At 59.0% G+C, this 23,859-nt stretch carries 20 protein-coding genes and 1 pseudogene; 8 read left to right on the plus strand and 13 right to left on the minus strand.

The features are described from left to right. The first annotated feature begins 99 nt into the window (after window positions 1-99). The 3 genes from MEB48_RS05040 (at window position 100) to MEB48_RS05050 (ending at window position 2,178) form a co-directional block, all read left to right on the plus strand. Window positions 100-315 (plus strand): hypothetical protein, encoded by a 216-nt coding sequence (locus MEB48_RS05040; protein WP_237882471.1) that lies wholly within the window; start codon window positions 100-102, stop codon window positions 313-315. A gap of 403 nt (window positions 316-718) precedes the next feature. Further along, the gene (locus MEB48_RS05045; protein ID WP_237882473.1) at window positions 719-1,462 is read left to right on the plus strand and encodes an ABC transporter permease; all 744 of its coding nucleotides are present in this window, start codon (window positions 719-721) and stop codon (window positions 1,460-1,462) included. Further along, window positions 1,462-2,178, plus strand: a complete 717-nt coding sequence (locus tag MEB48_RS05050; protein WP_237882475.1) for an AAA family ATPase — start codon at window positions 1,462-1,464, stop codon at window positions 2,176-2,178. The genes MEB48_RS05045 and MEB48_RS05050 overlap by 1 nt, the downstream gene beginning before the upstream one ends. Window positions 2,179-2,203: 25 nt before the next feature. Here MEB48_RS05050 and MEB48_RS05055 read toward each other — a convergent pair whose 3' ends face one another. Next, complete coding sequence (locus MEB48_RS05055; protein ID WP_237882477.1) at window positions 2,204-2,713, minus strand: MgtC/SapB family protein; 510 nt, start codon at window positions 2,711-2,713, stop codon at window positions 2,204-2,206. 129 nt (window positions 2,714-2,842) lie between these two features. Between MEB48_RS05055 and MEB48_RS05060 the strand changes: the two genes are divergently transcribed. The 3 genes from MEB48_RS05060 to mapR all read left to right on the plus strand — a co-directional run bounded on the left by MEB48_RS05060 (window position 2,843) and on the right by mapR (window position 6,210). Continuing rightward, a complete protein-coding gene (locus MEB48_RS05060; RefSeq protein ID WP_237882479.1) occupies window positions 2,843-3,076 on the plus strand; it encodes a DUF3203 family protein in 234 nt (77 codons plus the stop codon). A gap of 194 nt (window positions 3,077-3,270) precedes the next feature. Beyond that, window positions 3,271-4,701: a cytochrome c oxidase accessory protein CcoG gene (ccoG, locus tag MEB48_RS05065; RefSeq protein WP_237882481.1), complete on the plus strand. Its 1,431-nt coding sequence runs from the start codon at window positions 3,271-3,273 to the stop codon at window positions 4,699-4,701. Between the two features lie 99 nt (window positions 4,702-4,800). Further along, the gene (mapR, locus tag MEB48_RS05070) at window positions 4,801-6,210 is read left to right on the plus strand and encodes a GntR family transcriptional regulator MpaR (RefSeq protein WP_237882483.1); all 1,410 of its coding nucleotides are present in this window, start codon (window positions 4,801-4,803) and stop codon (window positions 6,208-6,210) included. Between the two features lie 149 nt (window positions 6,211-6,359). Here the strand turns inward: mapR and MEB48_RS05075 are convergent, their stop codons facing one another. The 8 genes from MEB48_RS05075 to MEB48_RS05110 form a co-directional block, all read right to left on the minus strand. After that, the gene (locus MEB48_RS05075) at window positions 6,360-7,106 is read right to left on the minus strand and encodes an SDR family oxidoreductase (RefSeq protein WP_237882486.1); all 747 of its coding nucleotides are present in this window, start codon (window positions 7,104-7,106) and stop codon (window positions 6,360-6,362) included. Window positions 7,107-7,283: 177 nt separating this feature from the next. Then, window positions 7,284-9,365: a putative bifunctional diguanylate cyclase/phosphodiesterase gene (locus tag MEB48_RS05080; protein WP_237882488.1), complete on the minus strand. Its 2,082-nt coding sequence runs from the start codon at window positions 9,363-9,365 to the stop codon at window positions 7,284-7,286. Window positions 9,366-9,625: 260 nt separating this feature from the next. Continuing rightward, the gene (locus MEB48_RS05085) at window positions 9,626-11,107 is read right to left on the minus strand and encodes an efflux transporter outer membrane subunit (protein ID WP_237882490.1); all 1,482 of its coding nucleotides are present in this window, start codon (window positions 11,105-11,107) and stop codon (window positions 9,626-9,628) included. Beyond that, window positions 11,104-14,211 (minus strand): efflux RND transporter permease subunit, encoded by a 3,108-nt coding sequence (locus MEB48_RS05090; RefSeq protein ID WP_237882492.1) that lies wholly within the window; start codon window positions 14,209-14,211, stop codon window positions 11,104-11,106. The genes MEB48_RS05085 and MEB48_RS05090 overlap by 4 nt, the downstream gene beginning before the upstream one ends. Next, window positions 14,208-17,312 (minus strand): MdtB/MuxB family multidrug efflux RND transporter permease subunit, encoded by a 3,105-nt coding sequence (locus MEB48_RS05095; protein WP_237882493.1) that lies wholly within the window; start codon window positions 17,310-17,312, stop codon window positions 14,208-14,210. Before MEB48_RS05095 ends, MEB48_RS05090 begins: the two co-directional genes overlap by 4 nt. Next, window positions 17,309-18,625, minus strand: a complete 1,317-nt coding sequence (locus tag MEB48_RS05100) for an MdtA/MuxA family multidrug efflux RND transporter periplasmic adaptor subunit (RefSeq protein WP_237882496.1) — start codon at window positions 18,623-18,625, stop codon at window positions 17,309-17,311. The genes MEB48_RS05095 and MEB48_RS05100 overlap by 4 nt, the downstream gene beginning before the upstream one ends. A gap of 177 nt (window positions 18,626-18,802) precedes the next feature. Then, window positions 18,803-19,303, minus strand: a complete 501-nt coding sequence (gene tpx, locus MEB48_RS05105) for a thiol peroxidase (RefSeq protein WP_237882498.1) — start codon at window positions 19,301-19,303, stop codon at window positions 18,803-18,805. 232 nt (window positions 19,304-19,535) lie between these two features. Then, the gene (locus MEB48_RS05110; protein ID WP_237882500.1) at window positions 19,536-19,979 is read right to left on the minus strand and encodes an SRPBCC family protein; all 444 of its coding nucleotides are present in this window, start codon (window positions 19,977-19,979) and stop codon (window positions 19,536-19,538) included. Window positions 19,980-20,154: 175 nt separating this feature from the next. Here MEB48_RS05110 and MEB48_RS05115 point away from each other — a divergent pair, with 175 nt between their 5' ends. Continuing rightward, window positions 20,155-20,580, plus strand: coding sequence for a YciI family protein (locus tag MEB48_RS05115; protein ID WP_237882502.1), 426 nt, complete (start codon window positions 20,155-20,157; stop codon window positions 20,578-20,580). Between the two features lie 152 nt (window positions 20,581-20,732). On the opposite strand, the gene MEB48_RS05120 is transcribed toward MEB48_RS05115, so the two are convergent. The 3 genes and pseudogenes from MEB48_RS05120 to MEB48_RS05130 form a co-directional block, all read right to left on the minus strand. After that, on the minus strand, window positions 20,733-21,404 hold the full coding sequence (locus MEB48_RS05120; protein WP_237882504.1) for a DUF3313 domain-containing protein: 672 nt from the start codon (window positions 21,402-21,404) through the stop codon (window positions 20,733-20,735). A gap of 185 nt (window positions 21,405-21,589) precedes the next feature. Continuing rightward, a pseudogene (locus MEB48_RS05125) lies at window positions 21,590-21,670 on the minus strand (DUF934 domain-containing protein); the annotation flags it as partial. Window positions 21,671-21,703: 33 nt separating this feature from the next. After that, complete coding sequence (locus MEB48_RS05130; RefSeq protein ID WP_237882506.1) at window positions 21,704-22,198, minus strand: hypothetical protein; 495 nt, start codon at window positions 22,196-22,198, stop codon at window positions 21,704-21,706. 233 nt (window positions 22,199-22,431) lie between these two features. On the opposite strand from MEB48_RS05130, the gene MEB48_RS05135 reads away from it, so the two are divergent. Beyond that, complete coding sequence (locus MEB48_RS05135; RefSeq protein ID WP_237882508.1) at window positions 22,432-23,124, plus strand: aspartate/glutamate racemase family protein; 693 nt, start codon at window positions 22,432-22,434, stop codon at window positions 23,122-23,124. Window positions 23,125-23,192: 68 nt separating this feature from the next. Here the strand turns inward: MEB48_RS05135 and MEB48_RS05140 are convergent, their stop codons facing one another. Next, window positions 23,193-23,729, minus strand: coding sequence for a GNAT family N-acetyltransferase (locus tag MEB48_RS05140; protein WP_237882510.1), 537 nt, complete (start codon window positions 23,727-23,729; stop codon window positions 23,193-23,195). Window positions 23,730-23,859 lie beyond the last annotated feature (130 nt).

The raw sequence follows: 23,859 nt of genomic DNA on the forward strand, positions 1-23,859 counted from the left end.
CGGTAAAAGTTCACAGGGATTTGTCGGAATCAAATCCTTTGCGCAGTGGTCAACCAACTTAAGCACGACTCACGCCATGCGCCACTGGAGACGCCATCAATGAGCATCCCGATTCCGGCCGAGACACCCGATCCGAACATCGACAACCCGCCAACCCCGCCGACCGAGCCGCAACCGGTGCCTGAGCAGGAGCCGCCGGGCACCCCGGCACCGCCAAGGGAAGAACCGCCGACGACCAAACCGCCGGTGATTGTCACACCGCAAGCCTATAGAACGACGACCAACTGCGCCGACAGAGGCGAAGATCACTCCTGAAAACAGATCACCGATGAAAAAAACAACAAAAAACTACCTTTCGTCGCCTGATCTACTGCGACGCAATGTAAATATCAGAACGCAACTTACATTAATTTAGGAAGCGTACTACAAACGTCCTCAGACATTTCTAGACCTGCAAAAACTCTCCCAAACTCTCCCCACCAAATAAAACATTGTAACCATCAGAAAACTCTAAATATTCCAAAGAGAATCCAACTGTTTACACGTTAAATTGAACAAGAAGAAACACACTCGAAAGCTCGCAAGATTATTTACTTTTCCTCGCAGGAAACTTCCCACAACGAAAAACACTGGAGCTTGCAACTCGTCCCGTCAAAGGCTAAAAATCAAGTGTCACGCTTAGAAGCAACCAGAACGCTAAAGGGAAAGAGAAGAAAACATGCCAAACACCACCCTTCAACGCGCAACCAGGCTCAGCCTGATCTTCATAAAAGAGCAATTAAAAGAGCCCACTGCTTTTTTCTGGACAATCCTGTCGCCCGCCGCACTATTTTATCTACTCGCCTATTCAAAAGGACACACACCACCTTATACGTCGAACTATATTGAAACCACAGCCTGGTTCTATGCTTACATTTCTTCCAGCGTCGCTTTTTTTGGCTTTTCTTTTTACATTATTGGTCGCAGGGAAAGCGGATTCACAAGATCTTTCATTTACAAGCTTGAAGCTCGATTGATATTTCTATTGGGTCAGTTTTTCGCTTACTCGCTCATATCAATATTGTATTGCCTGGCATTTTATTGCCTGACGCGCCCCTCCTTTGGGCTACTGTCCATGAGTGAGGCATTACATATCGCTGTTCGATTCTATTTTTGCTTTCTACTGTTCAGCATACCCGGCCTGTTATTAACGCTCCCCCCCATCACATTTCAAAACGCAAATACTTTTTTTTCGATTGCTTCATTCTCAATGCTGATTTTAGGTATTTACGGAGCCAGCACCTCATCGTCCTCTTCAAGCCTGATCCAGGCTTTTAATCCCTTAGCCATGGCCAACGATATTATTTCTCACGAAATCATGGATAACCAGCAACTGATATTAGCTATTGTCGCTCTGTTCTTGAGTGCGTTTCTGTTAACGCTGCATAACCTGAGGGTAAATCCAGTATGGAGTAGATATTAATGAGCCTGCTAAACATCAACAACCTCTCCTTCAGCTATATGGAAAAGCCCATACTCATCAACGCATCAATGCATGTGGAATCAGGTTCAATCGTAGGGTTGCTTGGTCCCAACGGGAGTGGGAAAACCACTTTTTTCGACATCATATGCGGATTAACCAATAATAAAAAAACCGAAATAATCAGTACATTCAAAAATCAACTGTACTTATCCCAATCCCTTAGCACGCCACACACGCTCCGCATGTTTGATATTTTTAAGCTGACCACGCTTTTCTGTTCTTCAGAGCCTATTAGTCAGCAGCGTGTCCTGGAGAAGCTTCGAGTATGGAGTCCGGAAATCATTGACCGATACAGGGCCATATGGAACAAGAAATCGGCGATCTGCAGTTATGGTGAAAAACGCTGGTTTTTCACCATAACCTTGCTGGCGCTCAGTGCAGATCTGGTCATTCTGGATGAACCCAGTGCAGGGGTTGATCCGGAGTTCCGCCACTACATCTGGAAGTGCCTGAGGGGTGCGGCCCATGAGGGAGCGGCCATTCTGGTTTCCTCTCACAACATTGAAGAAGTAGCCGCCAATTGTGATCGTTTCTACATGATTAGCGAACATACGTTTAAGCCATTCCGGTCTGGAGATGAATTCAAAAGGCACTACCACGCAAGCAGCCTTGACGAAGCGTTCATCTGCGCCGCAGCAGCAACCACTGGTAGTTAATTCGGCAGGCATTCCACCAAGGGAGCTACGGCTTATGTTCATGCTCATTCTTTTCCAGCAGCTTCACAACCCTCGGCATCACCCCCAGTATCACCAACGCCAACAACGTACTAAGCACCGCCGTCGCCTCGCGGCCCAACCCGGCCGAAACGCCAATGGCCGCCGTCATCCACAACCCGGCGGCGGTGGTCAGGCCTTTGACATGGGCCTCGTCGCCATCGGTGTTTTTCAGGATAGTCCCGGCACCGAGAAAGCCGATGCCGGCGATCACGCCTTGTACTACCCGGCTCATGGCATCGGCCTGGGATCCTGACATCTGTGGCACCAGCACAAACAGCGCCGCGCCCAGCGCCACCAGCATATGGGTGCGAACCCCGGCGGCCTTGCCCTTCTGTTCACGTTCGAAACCGAGAATGCCGCCCAGCAAGGCGGCCATTAGCAATCGCACGGTAATGCGCGTGAGTTGTGAAGCGTCGCCGATGTCAGTGAACTCCGCTTGCAACGTGACCCAAACCTCGTGCCACCAGGTGTCCATGGTGCAGTCCTTGTGATGGTGTACTGACTCGATACAAGGTGGACCGCACCCGCCATTAATCGGTTGCACAGAACGATGACCGGCAGATGGGTCCTAACATTTCAGAATCCGCAGAAAAAGGACACCGCCATGACCGTGCGCATCGAAAACCAGACCTGCTTCTTCATCACCAGGAACGGCGAAGAAATTCGTCTTTGTGCCGATGTCACCATCATCACTGACGCGGAAAAATCCATGTCGGCGGTCGACCTCGACGGCCAGCGCATCTACATCACCGAAGCAGAAGCCGATGCATTGACCGTAGCAGGCGCAGTGGATGGTCGCCGACATTTGAAGGCCACGGACAGTGATTCGGTGATTTGACTGACCTGCATCAACAACCGGCGCAAGCACTTCACATAGGCCTTTGCGGCCCCCATTGCGGGTGCATCAAGTTGTCGCAGGAAGGTGCCAAAAACTCATCTGATCCGCTTTTTATTGCTTTAGCTGAGTCTGTTATGCAAACAGATCGCTGGTCATAGTGCTCAGGCCTGATGGAGGCTGATGAGCGAAAGACCATGAGCGATAGAATCCCCGTCCGAACCGTTGAACCTGCCTCATTTATAAAAAACAATGAGCCTTTGCGTCCAAAGATAAAGGCCAAGTCCAGCGATAACCTGATCCACACTCGCAGCTTCACGGGTTTGTTCCGCACGCTGCGCATGAGTGGCGCGGGGGTTCTGTTTCTGCTGTTCTTCGGCACTGTGTGGCTGAACTGGGGTGGTCGTCAGGCGGTGCTCTGGGACCTTTCCGAAAGCAAATTCCACATCTTCGGCGCAACCTTCTGGCCACAGGATTTCATCCTGCTTTCAGCGCTGCTGATCATCGCCGCGTTCGGCCTGTTTGCGATCACCGTGTTTGCCGGTCGGGTCTGGTGCGGTTACACCTGCCCGCAGAGCTCCTGGACCTGGATCTTCATGTGGTGCGAGAAGATCACCGAAGGCGAACGCAACCAGCGAATCAAGCTGCAAGCAGCGCCCTGGGGCCTGAACAAACTGATCCGCCGCTCGGCCAAACACACCCTGTGGCTGGCGATCAGCCTGCTCACCGGCCTGACGTTTGTCGGCTATTTCACACCGATCCGGCCCCTGGCCGAAGAGCTGCTGACCTTGCAAATCGGCGGTGTCAGTCTGTTCTGGGTGCTGTTTTTCACCGGTGCCACTTACATCAATGCCGGCTGGCTGCGCGAAGCGGTGTGCATGCACATGTGCCCGTATGCTCGGTTCCAGAGCGTGATGTTCGACAAGGACACCCTGACCATTTCCTACGACGTGACTCGTGGCGAAAACCGTGGCCCGCGCAAACGAGATATCAAACCCGTCGAAGTCGGTTTGGGTGATTGCATCGACTGCCAGTTGTGCGTGCAGGTCTGCCCGACCGGCATCGACATCCGCGATGGCTTGCAGATGGAATGCATCGGTTGCGCGGCGTGCATCGACGCCTGTGATTCGATCATGGACAAAATGGGCTACGCCCGTGGGCTGATCAGCTACACCTCGGAGCACGAATTGCAGGGTGGCAAGACCCACCTGCTGCGCCCGCGCTTGATTGGCTACACCGCGGTGCTGCTGCTGATGATCGGCGCCCTTGTCCTGGCGCTGGTGGAGAGGCCAATGGTGTCGCTGGACGTGAGCAAGGACCGTGGCCTGTTCCGCGAGAACAGTGCGGGCCAGATCGAAAACATCTACAGCCTGAAGGTCATCAACAAGACCCAGCAACGTCAGGATTATCGATTGACGCTGGTCGATGGTAACGGCTTTCAGTTGCAAGGCAAGACCGAATTAAGCCTGGCAGCCGGTGAGATCGTCGACGTACCGGTGTCGGTGGCGATGACCACAGATCGCCCGAGCAGCAGCTCGCAAACCATCAGTTTCAAGATTGTCGGCAGCGATGAGTCGGACATCTACAGCGTGGCCAAGAGCCGGTTTGTTGCACCGATGAACCGCTGAGCCTTTAAGATGGCGAGCGCTTCGCGCTCGTTCGCGGGCAAGTCGGACCGCGAAGAGGCCACCCCCGGTTTTCCAGAATGCCCCCAACTCGAGCACTCGATGAAACGCTACGAAAAATTCGCCGACGACATTGCTGAACTGATCCGCTCCGGCGTCCTCGGCCCCGGCCAGCGAGTGCCGTCGGTACGCTATGCCAGCCAGACTTACGGCGTCAGCCCGTCCACGGTGTTCCAGGCCTATTACCTGCTCGAACGCCGTGGTCTGATCCGCGCTCGGCCGCGTTCCGGTTACTTCGTCAATGCGCATGCACCGAGCCCGTTCTCAGAGCCGGTGATCAGCAGCCAGGTCAGCGAGTCCACTGAAGTCGACGTCAGCGAACTGGTGTTCTCGGTGCTGGACTCGATCAAGGACCCGACCACCGTGCCTTTCGGCTCGGCCTTTCCCAGCCCCACGCTGTTCCCGCTGCAACGGTTGTCCCGCTCACTGGCCAGTGCCGCCCGAGACATGGACCCGCGCATGGTGGTCACCGATATGTCGCCGGGTAACCCGCAACTGCGTCGGCAAATCGCCCTGCGCTATATGGTCGGCGGACTGATGTTGCCCATGGAAGAGTTGCTGATCACCAACGGCGCGCTCGAAGCCCTTAACCTGTGCCTGCAAGCCGTCACCGAACCCGGTGATCTGGTGGCCATCGAAGCCCCGGCGTTCTACGCCAGCCTGCAGGTGCTGGAACGGTTGAAACTCAAAGCGGTGGAAATTCCCGTCCACCCGCGAGACGGCATCGACCTTGGCGTGCTCGCCCAAACCCTGGAACGGCACCCGATCAAGGCTTGCTGGTGCATGACCAGTTTCCAGAACCCCATGGGCGCAACCATGCCCGAAGCGAAGAAGCAGGAATTGGTGGAGCTGTTACGCAGCCATCAGGTGCCGCTGATCGAGGACGATGTCTACGCCGAGCTTTATTACGGCCAACAGGCGCCAAAACCGGCCAAGGCTTTCGACACCGAAGGGCTGGTGATGCACTGCGGCTCGTTCGCCAAGAGCCTGGCCCCTGGTTACCGCATCGGCTGGGTCGCCGCCGGGCGCTATGCGCAAAAAATCGAACGTCTGAAACTCATGACCTCACTCTGCGCCTCGATGCCCGCCCAGGCCGCCATCGCCGATTACCTGCAACACGGCGGCTACGACCGGCACCTGCGCAAACTGCGTTACGCCCTGGAAGAACAGCAAAGCGCCATGCTCGCCGCCATCGCCCGCTACTTCCCGGCGCAGACCCGCGTCAGCCAACCAGCCGGTGGTTACTTCCTGTGGCTGGAACTGCCGCCGCAGATGGATTCGTTGAAGTTGTTTCAGATGGCATTGGCGCAGGGGATCAGCATCGCGCCGGGGCCGATCTTTTCACCGACCCAGCGGTTCAGGAATTGTATTCGATTGAATTACGGCAGCCCTTGGACCGAGGATTCGGAGAAGGCGATGGAGACGTTGGGGCGGATTGTGCGGTCGTTCTGAAGGTTTGATGTTGTCTGGGCTATCGCCTTCGCGAGCAAGCCCGCTCCCACAGTGGATTGGTGTGAACACAACATTTGTGAACATCACCGTCCCCTGTGGGAGCGGGCTTGCTCGCGAAGAGGCCAGAACAGACAAAGCAAAGTCCGGGATTAACGCCCGCCCCCCAGGTCGACGAAAGTCCCCGTCGCATAAGAAGCCTTATCCGACAACAACCACACAATCGCCTCCGCCACTTCATCCGGCCGGCCGCCCCGAGCCATCGGGATCGCCGACTCCAGCTTGCTGACCCGATCCGGATCACCGCTCAATGCATGGAAATCGGTGTAGATGTAACCAGGCCGCACGGCGTTGACGCGAATCCCCTCACCCGCCACTTCCTTGGACAGACCGATGGTGAAGCTGTCCAGCGCACCTTTGGACGCTGCGTAATCCACGTATTCGTTAGGCGAGCCCAATCGCGAGGCGACCGACGACACGTTGACGATGCTGCCACCCTGCCCACCGTGCTTGGGCGACATACGCAGAATCGCGTGTTTGGCGCAGAGGATCGGTGCCAGAACGTTGGTTTTGAGGATTTTCAGAATTCGGAATTCAGACATTTCGTCGATCCGTGACTTTTGCCCGACGGTGCCGGCGTTGTTCACCAGCGCCGTGACCCGACCGAGTTCGGTGTCTACGCGATGGAACAGACCGATCACTTCGTCTTCGATGCTGACATCAGCGCGTACTGCAATGGCTTGGGCGCCGAGTGCGCGGACTTGCTCCAGCACACTGTGCGCCGCCTGTTCATCAGACTGATAGTTGATACAGATCCGATAGCCCTGCTCTGCGGCCAACAGGGCCGTGGCGGCGCCGATTCCACGGCTAGCGCCGGTGATGACGATGACTTTGTCCATGCTGGCTTTCCCCCATTTCAAGCGTAAGCAGTCGGGGCCAAGAATAACCGTCATCGGCGGGTTTTGCATGGGTTGTGTGGCGCCTGTTCGGACGCCTTCGCGGGCAAGCCTCGCTCCTACAGGATCTCATCATCTGTAGGAGCGAGGCATGCCCGCGAAGAACGATAACGCGGTCTATCAGCCCGCCGCCAATTGCTCCCCGCGGTGAATATCGGCCATGAAGCGATCGGCCGGCAACGGATGCCCCAGCAGGTAACCCTGCAACGAGTCGCACCCCAGTTGGGTCAGGAAGTCTTGCTGGACACCGGTTTCCACCCCTTCGGCCACAATCCGCAAACCCAATGCCTGGCCGAGTGCAACGATGGCCGACACGATGGCCGCATCGTCGCTGTCGTGTTCCAGATCGCGGACAAAACCCCGATCAATCTTCAGCTCATTGGCCGGTAGGCGCTTGAGGTACATCAAGCTCGAATAACCGGTGCCAAAGTCATCGATGGACAGGTCGACGCCCATTTCCGAGAGTTCCTGCAGCACCGTCATGCTCGCATCTGCATCGCTCATGGCGGTGGTTTCAGTGATTTCCAGAGTCAGGCTGTTGGCCGGCAGATGATGAGTGACCAAGGCCTTGGCGACACTCTGGACCAACCCGGCGTGGCAGAACTGCAAGGCCGAGAGGTTCACCGCGATGCGCCAGTCGGTGTAACCGAGCACGTACCACTCACGCATCTGACGACAGGCTTCGTTGAGCACCCACTCGCCAATTGGAATGATCAGCCCGGTCTTCTCCGCAAGATCGATGAAGCTGTCCGGCTGCAGCATGCCTTGAGTCGGATGCACCCAGCGCAGCAACGCCTCGGCGCCCACCGCTCGGCCAGTGCCAGCGTCGAACTTGGGTTGGTAATAGAGACTGAACTGCTGCTGATCGACGGCATTGCGCAGGTCTTGCAGCAATTGCAGCTGTTTGCGCGCGTTGCTGTTCATCGAAGCGTCGAAGAAGCGGTGGCCGTTTTTCCCGGCGCCCTTGGCGTGATACATCGCGGCGTCGGCATTCATCAGCAGCTCCTCGGCGGTCTGACCATTGCCCGGATAGAGTGCGATGCCGACGCTGGCGGAAATCTGCAAGTCATGTTCGGCGACCCGGAACGAGCGCCCGATCAGACCGACTTGACGCGCCGCCAGGTTCAGCGCGTCGTTCGGCTCGGTGAGTTGCACCAGCAGCACAAATTCATCGCCGCCGATCCGCGCCAGGGTGTCTTGGCTACGCAAATCCTCGCGCAGACGCAAGCCGACCTCGCGCAACAACTGGTCGCCCATGTGGTGCCCGAAGGCATCGTTGACCGGTTTGAAGCCATCCAGATCGATAAACATCAAGGCGAAACAGCCGCCCTGCTCCTGCACCCTCGACATCGCCTGATCGATACGATCGGCCAGCAATACCCGGTTCGGCAGACCGGTCAGCGTATCGTGCAGCGCCAGTTGGGTGAGCTCGCGATTGGCCTCGGTCAGCGATTGGGCGAGCTGCGCGGTGCGAGCCTCCAGGCGGGCATCGAGGATCGATGTCAGCAAGGCAATGCTCAACACCGCCAGGGTGGTGATCAGCACCAGATTGTCCAGGCCCTTGCCGTTCAGGCCATCGACCGCCGCACCACAGAAACTGCCGTCCGCGAAGCGCGCCGCGGCCATGCCGGTGTAGTGCATGCCGACGATGGCGACACCCATGATCACCGCCGCACCGCCGCGGATCAGACGAACATACGGCGCGTGCTGGCGCAGGCGGAACGCGATCCATAACGCCGCGCCCGACGCGCCGACGGCAATCAGTAGCGACGCACTAAACAGGGTCGGCTCGTAATCGATGCCCGGTTGCATGCGCATGGCGGCCATGCCGGTGTAATGCATCGCACTGATGCCCGCGCCCATGACCAGCGCGCCGAACGCCAATTGCCAGGCCGGCAGTTGTGGCTGGCTGACCAGCCACAGGGCAAAGCCGCACGACAGGAGCGCAATCAAGAGGGACAGCGCCGTGAGAGTAACGTCGTAGCCCAGATCGATCGGCAATGTGAAGGCGAGCATGCCGATGAAATGCATCGACCACACGCCAACGCCCATCGCAAAAGCGCCACCCGCCGTCCATAGATGCACGGCTCGGCCCTTGGCCGTGGCGATGCGTCCGGTGAGATCGAGCGCGGTATAAGAGGCCAGTATCGCCACACAGAGCGATATGAAAACCAGGGTAAAGGAATAACTACCGATGAGCATGGGACTTCTCGCGACCGCCCCCGGCTGCGCTGCGTTCATTCACGGGGAGCAAAGTCGGCGATTGTACTGATTCCGCGGGCGAACGCACTCACAAAGTCATCAAAAGGCCATCAAGGCGACGATACGTGTGATCGCTGCTCAACTGATCGTTCCCACGCTCTGCGTGGGAATGCAGCCAGGGACGCTCCGCGTCCCATGTAGAAGCGGACGCGGAGCGTCCGGTGAGGCATTCCCACGCAGAGCGTGGGAACGATCATGCGCTATTCCTTGTCGCTCACCTGAAGCTGCCCATCCCACCCGCCGCCCAGTGCGGCAATCAATTGCACGCTGGCGATCAAGCGGCTCTGCAACAAGCTCAGCACGTTGCGCTCGTTGCTCAATGCCGTGGCCTGAACCACCACCACATCCAGATAAGCAATCACTCCCGCCTTGTATTGATTGCGGGTCAAACGCAAGGATTCGCGTGCTGCATCCAGGGCTTCCTGGCGCACCTTGGCCTCGTCTTCCAGCACCTTGAGCTGCACCAGATAGTTTTCCACTTCACGCAAGCCATCGAGCACGGTCTGGCGGTACTTGGCGACAGTTTCGTCATAGGCCGCTTCGCTGCGATCGACTTCCGCCGAGCGCTGTCCACCGTCGAACAGGGTCATGGCCAGTTGCGGGCCGACCGACCAGAAGCGGTTCGGCACGCTGATCCAGTTGTTAGAGGTGCTGCTGCTATAACCGCCGTTCAGGCTCAGAGTCAGGTCCGGGTAGTAAGCGGCTTTGGCCACGCCGATATTGGCGTTGGCGGCCATCACCGAGCGCTCGGCGGAGGCAATGTCCGGACGGCGTTCCAGCAACTGCGAAGGCAGGCTCAGCGGCACTTGCGGCAATGCCGGGATGTCTGGGGTTTCGGCGAGGCTGAATTCGGCCGGCGGCAGACCAATCAGTACAGCGATGGCGTTCTCGAACTGCGCGCGCTGCCAGATCAGATCGACCATTTCCGCCTGGGTGCTTTTGAGCTGCGTGGTGGCCTGGGCCACCGCGTCCTTGCCCGAGACACCGGCGCGGTACTGGTTTTCGGTCATGGTCAGCGAGCGTTGATAGGCCTCGACCGTCGCTTCCAGCAGACGCTTCTGCTCGTCGATCACCCGCAATTGCAGGTAGTTCTGCACCAGTTCCGATTGCTGGCTCAGGCGCATCGCCGCCAGGTCGGCAAAACTCGCCTCGGCGTTGGCGGTGTCAGCTTCCAGGCCTCGGCGCAATTTGCCCCAGACGTCCGCTTCCCAGCTGACCCCGGCCTGCGCGGTATAGGTGTCACGAATACCGCTGGATGAACTGCTCAGGCTCGAACTGCTGCTACCGGTGCCCTGGCTGGAGCGGTTTTTCCCGACGGTCAGGTCCACCGTCGGGAAAAACGCCCCCCGGGCACTGCGCACCAAGGCCTGAGCCTGGCGGTACTGAGCTTCGGACTGGGCGACGGTCTGGTTGGCGCTGTTAAGTTTTTCGATCAGGCTATTGAGCTGCCGGTCGCCATATAGCTCCCACCAGGCACCACGCGCCAAAGAATCGCTGGGGTTGGCCTGACGCCAGCCAGCCGCTTCCTTGTACTGTGCGGGCGCGGCGGCTTGCGGGCGCTGGTAATCCGGGCCGATGGCGCAGGCACTGAGCATCGCCACGCACAGCGACAGGCTCAGCAGACGCGAGCCTCGGGCCGTGATCAGCGGTGCAGCCAGGTTGAACAGCGAACGGTCAGTCATAGCGGAGTTTCCAGAGCAGCATCGGTACGCACCCCACGCCAGCGGTTGAAACGATGGCGCAGATTGTCGAGATAGAGGTAAACCACCGGGGTGGTGTAAAGGGTCAGCACCTGACTGAAGACCAGCCCGCCGATGATGGTCAAACCCAGCGGCTGACGCATTTCCGCCCCTTCGGCCCGGCTCAGCAACAACGGTAAGGCACCGAGGATGGCCGCCAGGGTGGTCATCAGAATCGGCCGCAGCCGCTGCAGACAGGCGCTGCGGATCGATTCCAATGGCTCCAGGCCTTGGTGCCGTTCCAGTTGCAGCGCCAGGTCGATCATCAGAATGGCGTTTTTCTTCACCACACCAATTAGCAAGAACAGCCCGAGCAAGGAGATCAGGCTGAACTCACCGCCCAACACATAGATCGACAACAACGCTCCGACTCCGGCCGACGGCAAGGTCGAGAGAATGGTCAGCGGATGAATGTAGCTTTCATACAAAACACCCAGCACCAGATACACCGCCACCAGCGCGCCGAGAATCATCCACGGCTGACTCTTCTGGGTGGCGGCAAACGCATCGGCGGTACCGGCCATTTTCGCGATGACGTCTTCCGGCAGACCGACCTTGGCAATCGCCCGCTCGATAGCCGCCGAGCCTTGCTCCACCGTCACGCCTTCGGCCATGTCGAACGCGATGCTTTCCGAAGCGAACTGGCCTTCGTGGCTGACCCGGTCGTCTTCCAGACTGTTTTCATAGTGGGCAATGGTCGACAGCGGAATCCGCGCGCCGTCAGCCGTGATCACTTTGACCTGATTCAGGGTGATCGGGTCTTGCGCGTATTTCGGGTTGACCTCCATCACCACCTGATACTGGTTGAGGCTGTCGTAGATCGTCGAAATCTGCCGCTGGCTGTAGGCGTTGTTCAGCACCGCGGTGACCATGTCCATGTCGACGCCCAAGCGCTTCGCCTGATCACGATCGACAATCAGGGTCACTTGCTGGGCGCCACGGCCCTCGCGCGCATCAATCGCCGTCAGTTCCGGCAGCGCCTTGAGCGCGGTGACGACTTTCGGATACCACTCGCGCAATGCCCCAAGATCGCCGCTTTGCAGGATGTAGGAATATTGCGAGGAACTCTGCTCGCGACCGCCGCCAAATTGCAGGTCCTGATCGGCCATCAGCATCAGCTGCGCACCGGGCACTTTGGGCATTTCCTTGCGCAGGCGTTCGATGACTTTCTGCGCAGACAGGTTGCGCTCCTTGATTGGCTTCAATCGCACCAGCATGAAGGCGTTGTTGATGCCGTTGTTGCCGCCGATGAACCCGGCGACGCTCTCCACTGCCTCGTCCTTGAGCACGGCGCGGCGAAAGATCTCCATCTTCGGCTGCATCACGCTGAACGACAGGCCGTCGTCACCGCGCACAAAACCGATCAACTGGCCGGTATCCTGCTGGGGTAAAAATGTTTTAGGAACAACGACATACAGCGCTATGTTCACGCCAATCGTCACCATCAGACTGAGCAAGGTCAGCCGACGGTGACGCAGCACCCAGTCGAGGCTGCTGGCATATTTGCCGACCATCCATTCGTTGGTCCGCTGGCTCCAGCGTTGCAGGCGGTTTTCCTGCCCCGGCGTATGCGGCTTGAGCCAGCGGGCGCAGAGCATCGGCGTCAGCGTCAGCGACACCAGCAACGACACCACAATGGCCGCCGCCAGGGTGATGGAAAACTCGCGGAACAGGCTTTCGATGATCCCGCCCATGAACAGGATCGACAGGAACACCGCCACCAGCGAGACGTTCATCGACAGCAGGGTGAAACCGACTTCCTGGGCCCCGAGGTACGCGGCCTTCATTGGCGGCACGCCCTTGTCGATGTGCCGGGAAATGTTCTCCAGCACCACGATGGCGTCGTCCACCACCAGCCCGGTGGCCAGGATCAGCGCCATCAGCGACAGGTTGTTCAGGGAGAACCCGTAGAGGTACATCACCGCAAACGTGCCCACCAGCGACACCGGCACCGCCAGGGTCGGAATCAGCGAGGCACGGAAATTACCGAGGAACAGGAATACCACCAGAATCACCAGCGCCACGGCAATCAGCAGGGTCATTTCCGCTTCATGCAGGGTGGCCTTGATCACCGGCGAACGGTCCATCGCCAGGTTCAGCTTGACGCTGGCCGGCAGCACCGCCTGCAACGCCGGCAACTGCGCCTTGATTTCGTCGACTGTCTCGATGATGTTGGCCCCGGCCTGGCGGTTGATCACCAGCAATACCGCCGCGTTGTCATTGAAGAATCCGCTGTTGTAGCGGTCCTCGACGCCATCGCTGACCTTGGCCACATCCTTCAGGCGCAGGGCCGCGCCGTCCGCGTAGTGAATGATCAGCGACTCGTAATCCTTGGCTTTTTCCAGTTGATCGTTGGCCTGCACCTGCCACAGCCGCTGGCCGTCTTCGACCGAGCCCTTGGGCCGGCGCACGTTGGAATTGGCGATGGTGTTGCGCACATCGTCCAGCGCCACGCCGTACTGGTTGAGCGCCTGGGGTTCGAGTTCGATGCGCACCGCCGGCAACGAGCTGCCACCGATTTGCACTTCACCGACGCCCTGCACCTGCGACAGGCTCTGCGACAAAATGGTCGAGGCCAAGTCATAGAGCTGGCCTTTTTTCAGCACATCCGAGGTCAGCGACAGCACCATGATCGGCGCCTGGGACGGGTTGACCTTCTTGTAGGTCGGCATGCTGCGCATCCCGCTCGGCAGCAAATTGCGCGAAGCGTTGATCGCCGCCTGCACTTCCCGCGCCGCGCCGTTGATGTCGCGGTCCAGATCGAACTGCAAAATCACCCGCGTCGAACCCTGGCTGGAACGGCTGCTCATGGTATTGACCCCGGCGATCGCGCCGAAGGAACGCTCAAGCGGCGTGGCCACGGTCGAGGCCATGACCTCCGGGCTCGCACCGGGCAGGCTCGCCTGGACCACGATCACCGGAAAATCCATCTGCGGCAGCGGCGATACCGGTAACAGGCCGAAGCTCACGCCGCCCAGCAATATGATCGCCAGGCTCAACAACATCGTCGCGACCGGGCGCTTGATGAAAGGTCCGGACAGGTTCATGGCTGTTCTACCGGTTCCACAGACTCGGACTTACGGCCCCAGCGCCGCCCGAGGCGGTCGAAGTACAAGTAAATGACGGGCGTGGTAAACAGCGTCAGCACCTGACTCACCAGCAAGCCACCGACCATCACCAGACCCAAAGGCTGGCGCAGTTCCGCACCGGAACCGGTGGCCAGCATCAATGGCACCGCGCCGAACAACGCGGCCAGGGTGGTCATCAGAATCGGCCGGAAGCGCAGCAGCGCGGCCTGATAGATCGCGGTTTGCGGGTCCATGCCTTGGTTACGTTCCGCCTCAAGGGCGAAGTCGATCATCATGATCGCGTTCTTTTTCACGATACCGATCAGCAGGATGATGCCGATGATCGCGATCATCCCCAGGTCATTGCCGCTCAACAGCAACGCGAGCAAGGCGCCGACCGCCGCCGAGGGCAAGGTCGAGAGAATGGTGATCGGGTGAATGTAACTCTCGTAGAGCACGCCGAGCACGATGTACATGGTCACCACCGCCGCCAGAATCAGCAGCAAAGTGCTCGACAGCGACGCCTGGAACGCTTCGGCCGCACCCTGGAACTGTGTCTGCACGCCAATCGGCATGCCGATGTCTTTCTGCACCTGATCGATGATCTCCACCGCATGCCCCAGTGCCACGCCGGGCGCCAGGTTGAAGGACATCATCACCGCCGGGAACTGGCCGATGTGAGTGATCGCCAGTTGCGCCTGGCGCTCCTCGACATGCGCCAGGCTGGACAGGCGCACCTGACCGCCATCGGTGGTCTTGACGTGAATCTGGTTCAGCGCATCCGGGCCGATTTTCTCGCCGGACTGCGATTGCAGCACCACGCGGTATTGGCTGGCCTGGGTGTAAATGGTGGAAATCTGCCGCTGACCGAAAGCGTCATACAGCGCATCGGTGATGTTCGACACCGATACGCCGACCCGCGACGCCGCATCGCGGTCGATCACCAGATACACCTGCAAGCCCTTGTCCTGCAAATCGCTGGCGACGTCGGTCAGCTCCGGCCGTTGGGCCAGGGCTTCCACCAGACGCCCGCTCCACAGGCTAAGCAGTTCGGCATCCGGCGACGACATGCTGAACTGGTACTGCGTGCGGCTGACCCGATCTTCGATGGTCAGGTCTTGCACCGGCTGCATGAACAGGCGAATGCCGATCAGCTTGTCCAGCTCCGGTTGCAGGCGCGCAATCACTTCGGTGGCGCTCAGGTCGCGATGGCTGTGGGATTTGAGGTTGATCAGCAGCCGACCGCTGTTCAGCGTCGAGTTGTCGCCATCGACCCCGATGTAGGACGACAGGCTTTCGACCGCCGGATCGGCGAGGATTACCTTGGCCAGTTCCTGCTGCCGCTCGCTCATCGCCGCGAAGGAAATCGACTGTGGCGCTTCGGAAATCCCCTGGATCACCCCGGTGTCCTGCACCGGGAAGAAGCCCTTGGGCACCACCATGTACAGGAACACGGTCAAGGCCAGCGTGCCGATGGCCACCATCAAGGTCAGCGGTTGGTGCTTGAGAACCCACTTTAACTTGCGCCCGTAAGCCGCGATCATCCAATCAATTGCGGCGCCACTGGAGCGGTAGAACCGGCCCTGTTCTGCTTCCTTGGGTTCACGCTTAAGCAGGCGCGCGCACATCATTGGCGTCAGGGTCAGGGAGACAACAAGGGAAATCAGTATCGCCACCGCCAGGGTGATCGCGAACTCGCGGAACAAGCGCCCCACCACGTCGGCCATGAACAGCAGCGGAATCAGCACCGCGATCAGCGACAGCGTCAGGGAGATCAGGGTGAAGCCAATCTGCTTGGCGCCCTTGAGCGCAGCCTGCAGCGGGCTGTCGCCCTCTTCGATATATCGGGAAATGTTCTCCAGCATGACGATCGCATCGTCCACCACAAAACCGGTGGCGATGGTCAGCGCCATCAGCGTCAGGTTATTGACCGAAAACCCCGCGAGGTACATCACGCCGAAAGTGCCGATCAACGACAGCGGCACGGCCACCGACGGAATGATCGTGGCGCTGGCCCGCCGCAGGAACAGGAACGTGACCATCACCACCAGCGCGATGGCGATCAGCAATTCGTGTTGCACGTCGGTGACCGAGGCGCGGATGGTCTGGGTGCGGTCGGTGAGTACCGTGACGTCGAGGCCGGCCGGCAAGTTGTCGGTGATGCTCGGCAGCAAGGCCTTGATCCGGTCGACCACTTCGATGACGTTGGCGCCGGGCTGACGCTGAATGTTCAGCAGCACTGCCTGATTTTCATTGGCCCACGCTGCCAAGCGTTCGTTTTCGGCACCGTCGACGATCTCTGCCACATCTTTGAGCCGCAACGGCGCGCCGTTGCTGTACGCGAGGATCAGGTTGGCGTAGTCCTTGGGTGAAGTCAGTTGGTCGTTGGCGTCGAGCATCGACACCCGGGTCGGGCCGTCGAAGTTGCCCTTGGGCTGGTTGACGTTGGAGTTGCCGATCAGGGTGCGCACGTCCGACAGGTTCAAGCCGTTGGCCGCCAGGGCTTCGGGATTGACCTTGATGCGCACAGCCTGTCGTTGGCCGCCAGCGATGCTGACCATGCCGACACCGCTGATCTGAGCGATTTTCTGCGCCATGCGCGTGTCGACCAGATCATTGAGTTTGGGCAACAGCATGGTCTTGGAGGTGATGGCCAGGGTCAGCACCGGGGTATCCGCCGGGTTGACCTTGTTGTACACCGGTGGCGCGGGCAAGTCTTTGGGCAGCAAATTGGTCGCGGCGTTGATCGCGGCCTGCACCTGCTGCTCGGCGACGTCCATGTTGATGTCGAGGCTGAAACGCAGGGTCAGCACCGAGGCGCCGCCAGAACTGGTCGAGGCCATCTGGGTCAAGCCGGGCATCTGTCCGAACTGACGCTCCAGCGGCGCGGTCACGGCGCTGGTCATGACATCCGGGCTGGCGCCGGGATAGAGCGTCATGACGCGAATGGTCGGGTAATCGACCTGGGGCAATGCCGACACCGGCAGCAGCCGATAAGCGATCACGCCGGCCAGAATAATCGCCAGCATGCTCAAGGTCGTGGCGACCGGGCGAAGGATGAACAGCCGCGAGATGTTCATGCGCCGCCCTTTTTCGCCTTGTCGGTGGCTGTCGCATCAGGCGCAGTGACGGCCGACTTGCCTTGCAGGTGCTCGGTTGGGGTGGTCGGTACATCCTTGCTGTCGTTGACGACCTCCACTTCGCTGCCTTCCTTCAGGCGGTCGGTGCCTTCCAGCACCACCCGATCGCCAGCGGCCAGGCCTTCGGTGATCACCGTGTTGGCACCGTCACTGGCGCCTACTTTCAACTGACGGATCGTGACCTTCTTCTCGCCGTCCATGGCATAGACAAACGTGCCGTTGGTGCCGAACTGGATGGCGGCCGAAGGCGCAAGCACCACGCCTTTGAGGGTATCGGCCAGCAGATGGACGTTGACGAACTGATTGGGGAACAACGCTTGATCGCGGTTCTCGTAACGAGCCTTGAATTTCAGGGTGCCGGTGGTGACGTCGATCTGGTTGTCCAGGCTCTGTAACACGCCAGTGGCCTGCAGTTGGGTGTCGCCACGATCCCAGGCTTCCGCGGGCAGTTTCGCGCCGGTGCGATAACGGGTCAGTACGGTGTCCAGGCTATTTTCCGGCAAGGTGAATGCCACGCTGATCGGTTGAGTCTGGGTGATGATTACCAGCGCCGTGGTGTCGTTGGCCGCCACAAGGTTGCCGACATCCAGCTGACGCAGGCCCACACGCCCGGTAATCGGCGCACGGATTTTGGTGAATTCCAGATTGAGCCTGGCGTCGTTGACCGCCGCCTGATTGGTCTTGACCGTGCCCAGGTACTGGCCGACCAGTGCTTCGGCGGTGTCCAGGGTTTGCTTGGCGATACTGTCTTCGCGGTACAGACCGCGATAGCGCTCGACATCGACCTGCGCGTTTTTCAGTTGTGCCTGACTCTGCAGCAAAGTGCCTTCAGCCTGGAGCAAGGCATTCTGGTAAGGACGCGGATCGATTTCCGCCAGCAGGTCGCCCGCCTTGACCATTTGCCCTTCTTCGAACGAAATCTTGATCAACTCACCGCCAACGCGGCTGCGCACATTGATGGTGTTCAATGCGGTAACCGTGCCCAGCGCCTTGTAGTACAGCGGGAAATCGCCTTTGACCGCCGGCGCCACGCGCACCGGGACCGGCCCGGTCGCCCCGCCAAACCCAGGACGCGCCCCCCCCGACCGACCGGTCTGCCCGGCAACGGTTTTCTGCCCTGCGCCCTCCTTCGGACTGCTGCCTGCGGGCCAGAATTTCCAGCACAGGCCGGCGATGACCAACAGGACAAGCAGGCCAAACAGCCAGCGACGAGGATTGCGGGAAGCGGAGGATTGCATTGAGTGATCAACCATTGGACGCGTGGGCTTCTTTACATGAGGCTGAACGATAAGCACTGATGGGTATTAAGCAAAGCGCCTTTACCGGCAATTTACCTTTGGCTTACGTAACAGGAGGTTTATCTAAGACACTGACGCACAAATGAAAACGGCCTGGACAGGGCCAGGCCGTTAACAATTGTAATACTTCGCTTACTTCAGAACGGCGAGCGCTGCGTCGTAGTTCGGCTCTTCAGCGATTTCCTTGACCAGTTCGCTGTGCAAAACCTTGTCGTTTTCGTCCAGCACCACGACGGCACGGGCGGTCAGGCCTTTGAGTGGGCCATCGGCGATCGCCACCCCGTAGTTCTCGATGAACTCGGCACCGCGCAGGGTCGACAGGTTCTGCACGTTTTCCAGGCCTTCGGCGCCGCAGAAACGGACCTGGGCGAACGGCAGGTCAGCGGAAATGCACAGCACCACGGTGTTGGCGATGTCATTGGCCTGGGCGTTGAACTTGCGCACGGACATGGCGCAGGTCGGGGTGTCGACGCTTGGGAAGATGTTCAGCACTTTGCGCTTGCCGGCGAAATCCTTCAGGGAAACGTCCGACAGATTGCCGGCAACCAGGGAAAAGGCTGGCGCCTGGGAACCGGCTTGTGGCAACTGGCCGTTGACTTGAACCGGATTGCCTTTAAGAGTGACTTGAGCCATGAACGGAGTCCTTCTGAACGTTGATGTAGAGAATTTTGACGAGGCCGAAGTTAACCACGAAATGGTCTGAGGACCTATGCCCAAATACAAAGCAAATTGTTGCCGAACCTCACAAACAACACACCCCCTGTAGGAGCGAGGCTTGCCCGCGAAGGGGACGTAACATTCGGTATTGATGTTGACTGACACACCGCTTTCGCGGGCAAGCCTCGCTCCTACAGACAGATCGGTGTCAGCTCAACAAACGCAACATATTGCGGTGCCGCGCTTGGAAAATCCGCCGCATGTAGGCATTGACCAGCAGCCACTCCAACGGTGCGCCACCCATGGCCGCATAGGTCACACGGTCGGTGTACAGCGTACCCCCTTCGCCCACTGCCACCTGATGTTCATGACGAAAGGCAGCCATTGGCCCCTTGAGCATTTCATCGATGAAATGGTGCTCGCCCACCTCGCGGATCACCACCGTCCAGTTCGACGGGATCAGGTTGAACATCCAGTGCCGAAAGCGAAATTGTCGACCAGCTTCAATGCGCAAGTTGTTCAGATCGATATCACCCAGCGGGGTGATGCGCTCGGGGAATATCTTCGGAAAATTGACGCCGTCCAGACAGAAGTCGAGCACTTGCTCGGGCGTGCGATCGGGGATCAGGGTAGTGAGTTCCAGAACGGGCATGAATCATGGCATCCCATCGGCCAGGGGATTTGCAGACTATCATCACGCTAAAATCCTACCTATCCCTCTACGAGGTATCAGAAGGTTTGTAGCGATTTCTTTGGCCGCGTTGTCGATTTAGCCCATGGCCATTCGACTAGACAGTGAATCACTCAAAACCAACGGAGATAAGACCATGCGATTCATGATCCTTGTGAAAGCCAGCCCGGATTCGGAGGCCGGTGTGATGCCCAGCGAAGAACTGATGACCGCGATGGGCAATTTCAACGAGGAACTGGCCAAGGCCGGTATTCTCATCGAGTGCGATGGCCTGCAGCCCAGCAGCAAAGGCGCCCGGGTGCGCTTTTCAGGTGACCAGCGCACAGTAATCGACGGCCCGTTCGCCGAAACCAAAGAGCTGATCGCCGGCTATTGGTTGTGGGAGGTGAAGTCGAAAGAGGAAGCGATCGAGTGGGTCAAGCGCTGCCCCAACCCGATGCCGGGCACTGAAGCCGAGATCGAGATTCGCCAGGTGTACGAGGCCGAAGACTTCGGTGCCGAGTTCACACCAGAGCTGCGGGAGCAGGAAGAACGCGTGCGTGCGCAGGCGAAGAAACACTGAAGCACACCTGATGCACCTCCTACGCTGGAACGACCGCTTTCGCGAACAAGCCCGCTCCCACATTTGATCTCTGGTATACACAGAATATGTGACCAAAACAGATCCAGTGTGGGAGCGGGCTTGCTCGCGAAGAGGCCCTCAGCCCCGCCGCATTACTTGGACTTGAGTTTCAGATACGACTGATGCAGGTCCGATGCCCAGCCATCGATCACGTTTTTCACGTCATTGGGCTTCATCACCTGCTCTGAGTTTTCCAGCGGTTTGCCGGTGCCCTTGCGCACGACCTGGGCGAGGACTTTGTTGTTGCCGCCATCGAGAAACACTGCTTCTGTGGCCAGATCGGTTTCCTGGTCACGAATGCCGGTGGCAGTGCTGACTGCCGCTGCCACCAGGGCGATCGGGATGACTTCATAAGGCTTGAGGCCTTCGGTCTTGCTGCTGACGGCCGTGATCGCCGCACGCATCACCAAAACGCCAGGGCCGGGGCCGCTGGCCAATGGCAGGGATCTCCCTATTTCGCGTTTAAGTGCTTGGTCGTAATAGCTGGTGATGCCGTTCAGCGTGGTCTGAGGAATTTTCTCCGTCGGTTGCGGTTTGGGATAGAGCTGAGTCGGTTCGACGTAGACACTGGTGTATTTGTTGATATCGAGCTTGGGGTCCATCCAGCGCATCACCACGGCACCCGATGGCGACTTGGCTTCCTTGAGCTGACTGTAGTCCTTGAGAAAGCCGGAATACTGGTCTGGCTCGACGACTTTGCTGGAGCAACCCACCATCCCGATAGAGGCGATGCACAGTGTGCTTATCATTAACGCAAGCTTCATGCTTGTAACTCCTGTCAGAGGGCCGGGCAACAATATCGCATACGGAAATTACAGGTATAGCCAATGCCCGGCACATTGCTATCAAAAAACACAATATTCATCTATTGCTGCCGTCGTTGAAGTGATCGCGGCAATATTCAAAGGCCTCTTCGCGGGCAAGCCTCGCTCCTACGGGATTTCGGCGCTCAGTAGCGCCGCCGAAACAACGGCCGCGGTTCAATCACCGAGCGCCCATAAAGCACACTCATCCCCGCCAATCCCTTCACGCAGAGCGTGGGAACGATCATGCTCAGAGAGATTCAGCCGCGCTCGCGGGGAATCAGGCCCTGCAGCTGCTGCGCCAGGAAATTCGCATCGAAGGCATAGACGTCCGGGTCTTTCAAGCCATTGGTCTTGCGCCATTGCCAATCGCTGGACGGTGGCAGGCACACCAGCGAAATGCTGCCATAACGCGCCGCGGTCAACCCCATCACTGCCAGGGAAATCTGCCCACCCGCACCCATCACATCCGGCACGAACTCCACCGGTTTCCCGGCGATGACGATGCTCAGTTTCTCGGTCTTGAACGTCGACGTCTCCGCCGGAACGCTCGGCCCGGACGCGACATACGCCTCGCGGCTCACTTCCAACAGGTTCGGCGCCAGAACCGGTGCCAACCACTGCTGGATCTGATCGAACAACTCACCAATGCGCGTTGCCCACACGGCCGATTGCGTTTCAAACAGTTGCTTCTTGTGCGCTTCGCTATCTGCATAGTGGCGAAGCATCTCGCCCAATTGCTGTACGTCATCCATCGCGGTGTTCCTTTGGTTGAAGCGGTGCTGCGGACTTTGAGCATGGCAGATGCTGACAGCTCGTGTGCGGAAAAGGTGCGAACGGCTATAAAGGCTCGGTAGATGAAAAAGCAGCATGACACTTCACTGAAAGATGAGCGGTACAGTTGATTTTCGCTGGTATCCGCCGTTGGACAAACGGAAACTCCCGTCAGGCCTGACCATTGACCCAGGCCAAAGCCTGAGGAAATCCAATGCGCACCATCGGCCTTATCGGCGGCATGAGCTGGGAGTCCAGCGTCGAGTATTACCGTCTTATCAACCAGCAGGTACGTGATCGCCTCGGGCCGTTGCGCTCGGCGAAGTTACTGATGTACAGCGTCGATTTCGGCCCTGTCGAACAGGCGCAACATGCCGGGCGCTGGGACGATGCGGCGGCGATTCTGGTGGATGCGGCCCAGCGCCTGCAGGCGGGTGGCGCCGAGTGCGTGGTGCTGTGTACCAACACCATGCACAAGGTGGCCGGGCAGATTCAGGCAGCGATCGATATTCCGTTCCTGCACATTGCCGACCCGGCCGGTCAGGCGGCACTGGACGCCGGTGCGCTGCGGGTGGGTTTGCTGGGCACCGCCTTCACCATGGAGCAAGACTTTATCAAGGCACGTCTGATGGCCATGGGACTGACAGTGTTGGTGCCGGAGGCAGAGGAACGTCAGGCCGTGCACCGGATCATCTATGACGAATTGTGCGTCGGGGTAATCAGCGAGGCCTCGCGCCAGGTCTATCAACGGGTGATCGAATCGCTAACCGAGCGTGGCGCCCAGGCGATCATTCTCGGCTGCACGGAAATCGGCCTGCTGATCAAACCCGAGCACAGCGCCCTGCCCTTGCTCGACACCACCGAACTGCACGCGCAGGCGGCGGTGGCGTTCGCGCTGGGCGACTGACTCGCAGAACCTGTAGGAGCGAGGCTTGCCCGCGAAGAATGCACCGCGGTTTTTTCAGGTATTACGCGTCATCGTTCTTCGCGGGCAAGCCTCGCTCCTACAGGGCGACGCAGGCGCGCCATGCTCAGGGTATCGACCAGTCGGCCGTCTCGCACGGCGTAATCGCGGAACAGGCCTTCGGTCTCGAAACCGAATTTCTGGTACAGGCCGATGGCCGCTTCATTGTCGGCATACACCGAGAGCTCGACCCGTTGCAGATTCATCCAGTTGTCGGCGATGTCCAGCGCTGCTGCCAGCAGTTTCGAACCGACACCCTTGCCCTGCCAAGCCACGGCGACAGCCATGCCGAAGCTGCCGGCGTGGCTGCGGCGGATCCGCGAGAACTGTTCCAGGCCAATGTTGCCGATGACCGATCCCTGGTGCAGCGCCATCAGTTTCACCGCCCGCTCGTTGTCCGCCATCAGGCGTTGACGCCAGACCTCGGTGGACTGAAACGGCATTTGCAGCACTTGCCGGGCCACGGCCGGGTCGTTGTAGAGCGCGGTGATGCCCTCGATGTGGGATTCGTTGAAGCGTTCGAGGGTAATGACGGAGTCGGCGGGCATGAATGTTTCGTCCTTGATGCGTGCATGGCCGCCTACTCTATAACGCGAGCTTTCGGTATGGCGAGAACCTTGTGGGAGCGGGCTTGCTCGCGAAGGCGGTGTGTCAGTCGACATCAATGTTGCCTGACAC

Source organism: Pseudomonas sp. PGPR40, assembly GCF_022014505.1.
Taxonomy (GTDB): Bacteria; Pseudomonadota; Gammaproteobacteria; order Pseudomonadales; family Pseudomonadaceae; genus Aquipseudomonas.

What these genes read in the sequence shown, in the direction of transcription:
- MEB48_RS05040 (WP_237882471.1), top strand. Translation starts at nt 100, where the DNA reads ATGAGCATCCCGATTCCGGCCGAGACACCCGATCCGAACATCGACAAC.
- MEB48_RS05045 (WP_237882473.1), top strand. Translation starts at nt 719, where the DNA reads ATGCCAAACACCACCCTTCAACGCGCAACCAGGCTCAGCCTGATCTTC.
- MEB48_RS05050 (WP_237882475.1), top strand. Translation starts at nt 1,462, where the DNA reads ATGAGCCTGCTAAACATCAACAACCTCTCCTTCAGCTATATGGAAAAG.
- MEB48_RS05055 (WP_237882477.1), bottom strand. Translation starts at nt 2,713, where the DNA reads ATGGACACCTGGTGGCACGAGGTTTGGGTCACGTTGCAAGCGGAGTTC.
- MEB48_RS05060 (WP_237882479.1), top strand. Translation starts at nt 2,843, where the DNA reads ATGACCGTGCGCATCGAAAACCAGACCTGCTTCTTCATCACCAGGAAC.
- ccoG (WP_237882481.1), top strand. Translation starts at nt 3,271, where the DNA reads ATGAGCGATAGAATCCCCGTCCGAACCGTTGAACCTGCCTCATTTATA.
- mapR (WP_237882483.1), top strand. Translation starts at nt 4,801, where the DNA reads ATGAAACGCTACGAAAAATTCGCCGACGACATTGCTGAACTGATCCGC.
- MEB48_RS05075 (WP_237882486.1), bottom strand. Translation starts at nt 7,106, where the DNA reads ATGGACAAAGTCATCGTCATCACCGGCGCTAGCCGTGGAATCGGCGCC.
- MEB48_RS05080 (WP_237882488.1), bottom strand. Translation starts at nt 9,365, where the DNA reads ATGCTCATCGGTAGTTATTCCTTTACCCTGGTTTTCATATCGCTCTGT.
- MEB48_RS05085 (WP_237882490.1), bottom strand. Translation starts at nt 11,107, where the DNA reads ATGACTGACCGTTCGCTGTTCAACCTGGCTGCACCGCTGATCACGGCC.
- MEB48_RS05090 (WP_237882492.1), bottom strand. Translation starts at nt 14,211, where the DNA reads ATGAACCTGTCCGGACCTTTCATCAAGCGCCCGGTCGCGACGATGTTG.
- MEB48_RS05095 (WP_237882493.1), bottom strand. Translation starts at nt 17,312, where the DNA reads ATGAACATCTCGCGGCTGTTCATCCTTCGCCCGGTCGCCACGACCTTG.
- MEB48_RS05100 (WP_237882496.1), bottom strand. Translation starts at nt 18,625, where the DNA reads ATGGTTGATCACTCAATGCAATCCTCCGCTTCCCGCAATCCTCGTCGC.
- tpx (WP_237882498.1), bottom strand. Translation starts at nt 19,303, where the DNA reads ATGGCTCAAGTCACTCTTAAAGGCAATCCGGTTCAAGTCAACGGCCAG.
- MEB48_RS05110 (WP_237882500.1), bottom strand. Translation starts at nt 19,979, where the DNA reads ATGCCCGTTCTGGAACTCACTACCCTGATCCCCGATCGCACGCCCGAG.
- MEB48_RS05115 (WP_237882502.1), top strand. Translation starts at nt 20,155, where the DNA reads ATGCGATTCATGATCCTTGTGAAAGCCAGCCCGGATTCGGAGGCCGGT.
- MEB48_RS05120 (WP_237882504.1), bottom strand. Translation starts at nt 21,404, where the DNA reads ATGAAGCTTGCGTTAATGATAAGCACACTGTGCATCGCCTCTATCGGG.
- MEB48_RS05130 (WP_237882506.1), bottom strand. Translation starts at nt 22,198, where the DNA reads ATGGATGACGTACAGCAATTGGGCGAGATGCTTCGCCACTATGCAGAT.
- MEB48_RS05135 (WP_237882508.1), top strand. Translation starts at nt 22,432, where the DNA reads ATGCGCACCATCGGCCTTATCGGCGGCATGAGCTGGGAGTCCAGCGTC.
- MEB48_RS05140 (WP_237882510.1), bottom strand. Translation starts at nt 23,729, where the DNA reads ATGCCCGCCGACTCCGTCATTACCCTCGAACGCTTCAACGAATCCCAC.